Below are 2,940 nucleotides of genomic sequence, written 5' to 3'. Positions count from 1 at the left end.
TCTCAAACCAAGATTTAACTTGATTGTAAAGAGTGGGGTGATTACTTTTTAAGCAAACTACATAATTAGCTTTTTTATGAACAATCTGTTTAATAATCTCCGTTTGAGTCCCCATTGCATCCATCGTAACAATTGCGCCGGTTACGTCGATTAATTCTAACAAAGCTGGAATGGCTGTAATCTCATTGGAATGGCTGTCTACCTTAACTTGGCCGAGGACTAAACGATTTTCCGAACCCCACGCTGTCACTAAATGTAAATTTTTTTTGTATCCGCTCAATAAGTAGGGGTAGGAGAGAAAAAAAAGTAAGCAGAGTACACAAAGTGTCATAAAATAGGACACATGACGCCAAAGATTATTTCACAAGACAAGTCATCCTTCAAGATACTGCAAACCATCGACCCAAAAGGTATTGCAGACGAATCCATGCGTCACACAGTAGAGATATTACTGAACCTAATAGAGCAATTAGAATTAAAAGTCAAAGACTTGGAGTCAGAGAATCAACGGTTAAAAGATGAAAATAACCGATTGAAGGGAGAACAAGGAAAACCAGACATCAAAGCCAAGTCCAAAGGATTCAGAAGCAAGCACTCATCAGAGAAAGAGCGAAAAACGCCAAAAAAGCATAGCAAAGGCAGTAAGAACGCGACCATTAAAATAGATCGAGAAGAAATATTAGAATACCCCAAAGACGAACTGCCAGCAGATGCAGAATTTAAAGGATACGAACAAGTAATCATTCAAGATATCAGCTTGGCAACCGACAATATATTATTCCGGAAACAGAAATATTACTCACCCTCAATTGGGAAAACTTATGTATAGCAATCCTAAATCATTATCAAGACTATGATACAATTATATGCAATACTTGATTGTGACCATAAAAAAATGAATAACGTACAACTGCAAGAAAAAGATATGGAAAAAGAAATAGCCCAATTAGAAGATTTCATTAAAAGCGATATCGATGCAAGAGAACTAAAACGAGCAATAGCTGTAAGGATGGCGCTTTCAGGTAATATCTACCATGAAATCAGCAAAATATTAGGTGTAAGTAAATTTTTTATTGGTTATTGGAAAAAACAATTTAAAACCAAAGGCATCGCCGGAATCAAACTAGGACATAAAGGATCAAAAGGGTATTTAACAGCTCGAGAAAATACTGAAGTAATCGAGTGGTTAAAGAATAAAGAATATTGGAATTTAGATGAGTTGGTTACTTATTTAGCTCAAGAGTTTGGTGTGATGTATAAATCAAAACAGAGTTACTATGAACTTTTCGACCGGGCGAAAATAAGTTGGAAAAAAACTCAAAAAGCTAATCCTAAATTTGATAAAGAACTGGTAACAAAAAAGACGGAAGAGATTAACGATATTTTATTTAAAAACAAGGCTGGTATAGAGTCTGGGGAAATAATAGTATTGTTTTTAGATGAATGTCATCTACTTCATGGTGATCTAACTGGTTATGTTTGGGGTCAATCTAAAATCAGAATAGAAGTCCCAATTACCCATGAAAAAGATAGACAAACTTATTTTGGCGCCCTCAATTATCAAAGCAAAGAATTCCATATTCAGAGCCATCCATCTGGTGATGGAGAATCCACAGTTAAATTCATAAAATACTTGCAAAATAAATATAAAAATCGCAAAGTTATCTTGATTTGGGATGGAGCTAGTTATCATAAATATGGAGAATTTAGAGACTTTTTATTAGAACTAAATGGTGACAAAGAACCTGAGAATTGGTCAATTACTTGTATTTTATTTGCTCCCAATGCTCCCCAACAGAATCCCGTTGAAGATATTTGGCTACAAGCTAAAAACTTTTTAAGAAAGTATTGGTATTTATGTATATCTTTTAAGATTGTCAAGTTTTTGTTTGAGTTTTTTACTAACGAACATAAATTTGATTTCCCCAAAATACGTCAATATACTTACACAAAGAAAATCATTTAGGATTGATCTAGATAGAGAAAATCATTTAGGATTGCTATAGCAGAATTACCAGTGGGCTACGAAGGAGAATTTGGACCAGGAATAAAAGCCCTAATGATCGGTTTGTACTATGGTGGCAATATGACGCAAGGCAAACTACTAGATTTTTTAGCCGATTTAGGGATTTCCATGTCAGCCGGTTATTTATCCAACCTATTCATCAAAAACCACTTCCTTTTTGAAACCGAGAAAAAAGAAGTTTATGATTCAGGACTAGCAAGTAGTCCTTGGCAACACTTCGACCAAACTGGTGCGCGTGTAGGTGGAGTAAACCATACTACCAATATCATCTGCAACCCTTTATATACAGTCTACTTTACAACAGCGAATAAAGACAGATTGACAGTCCTGAAAGGATTACAGCCAGGACGAGAACTAAAATTTATTCTGAATCCACTGACATTCTCACTAATTCAGGACTTCAAAATCCCGACTAAATGGCAGAACGTTCTCAAGCTATTACCCCAAGGAACTGTGTTGAGTGAGGCACAGTTTAATCATCTACTGAATAATGATCTACCCAAACTGGGTTCTCAACAACAGACCCGGATTAAGGAAGCAGCAGCTATTGCTTTCTACCATCAGCAAACAGATTGCCCAGTCGTACAAACTCTTTGTTGTGATGATGCTCCGCAATTCAAGTTAATCACTGCCGAGCGAGCGTTATGTTGGGTACACGAGGGAAGGCATTACAAGAAGTTAAGCCCGGTATTCGCTTGCCATCAAGTAATTTTAGGGCAGTTTATCGAAGATTTTTGGGATTATTATCGGGAATTATTAGCTTACAAAGATGCTCCCAGTCCCGAAGCTGCACTGCTTTTGAAGTCTAAATTTCGGCTGCTTTTTGAAACTCCAAGCGGCTATGAATTGTTGGATGAACGCAAACAATTAACTGCGACAAAAGTATCGGAGTTGCTGAGAGTTTTAGAGCATCC

At 36.5% G+C, this 2,940-nt stretch carries 2 protein-coding genes and 2 pseudogenes; 3 read left to right on the top strand and 1 reads right to left on the bottom strand.

Annotated elements, in window-relative coordinates; all coding sequences use genetic code 11:
* Positions 1–259: pseudogene (locus QT987_RS29525) on the bottom strand (ISAs1 family transposase); the annotation flags it as partial.
* Between the two features lie 84 nt (positions 260–343).
* Here QT987_RS29525 and QT987_RS29520 point away from each other — a divergent pair.
* From QT987_RS29520 to QT987_RS29510, 3 genes and pseudogenes are all read left to right on the top strand, one after another.
* Positions 344–829, top strand: coding sequence for a hypothetical protein (locus tag QT987_RS29520; protein ID WP_333247023.1), 486 nt, complete (start codon positions 344–346; stop codon positions 827–829).
* A gap of 66 nt (positions 830–895) precedes the next feature.
* Positions 896–1,966 carry an IS630 family transposase gene (locus QT987_RS29515; RefSeq protein ID WP_333247022.1) on the top strand — a complete coding sequence of 357 codons (1,071 nt, stop codon included), beginning with the start codon at positions 896–898 and terminating at the stop codon, positions 1,964–1,966.
* 51 nt (positions 1,967–2,017) lie between these two features.
* Positions 2,018–2,940 (top strand): annotated as a pseudogene (locus QT987_RS29510) (hypothetical protein); the annotation flags it as partial.

The organism is Microcoleus sp. SVA1B4, from assembly GCF_036700545.1.
GTDB lineage: Bacteria > Cyanobacteriota > Cyanobacteriia > Cyanobacteriales > Microcoleaceae > Microcoleus.
Note: the sequence above shows the minus strand (reverse complement) of the source record. Positions and strands in the feature narration are given on the sequence as shown.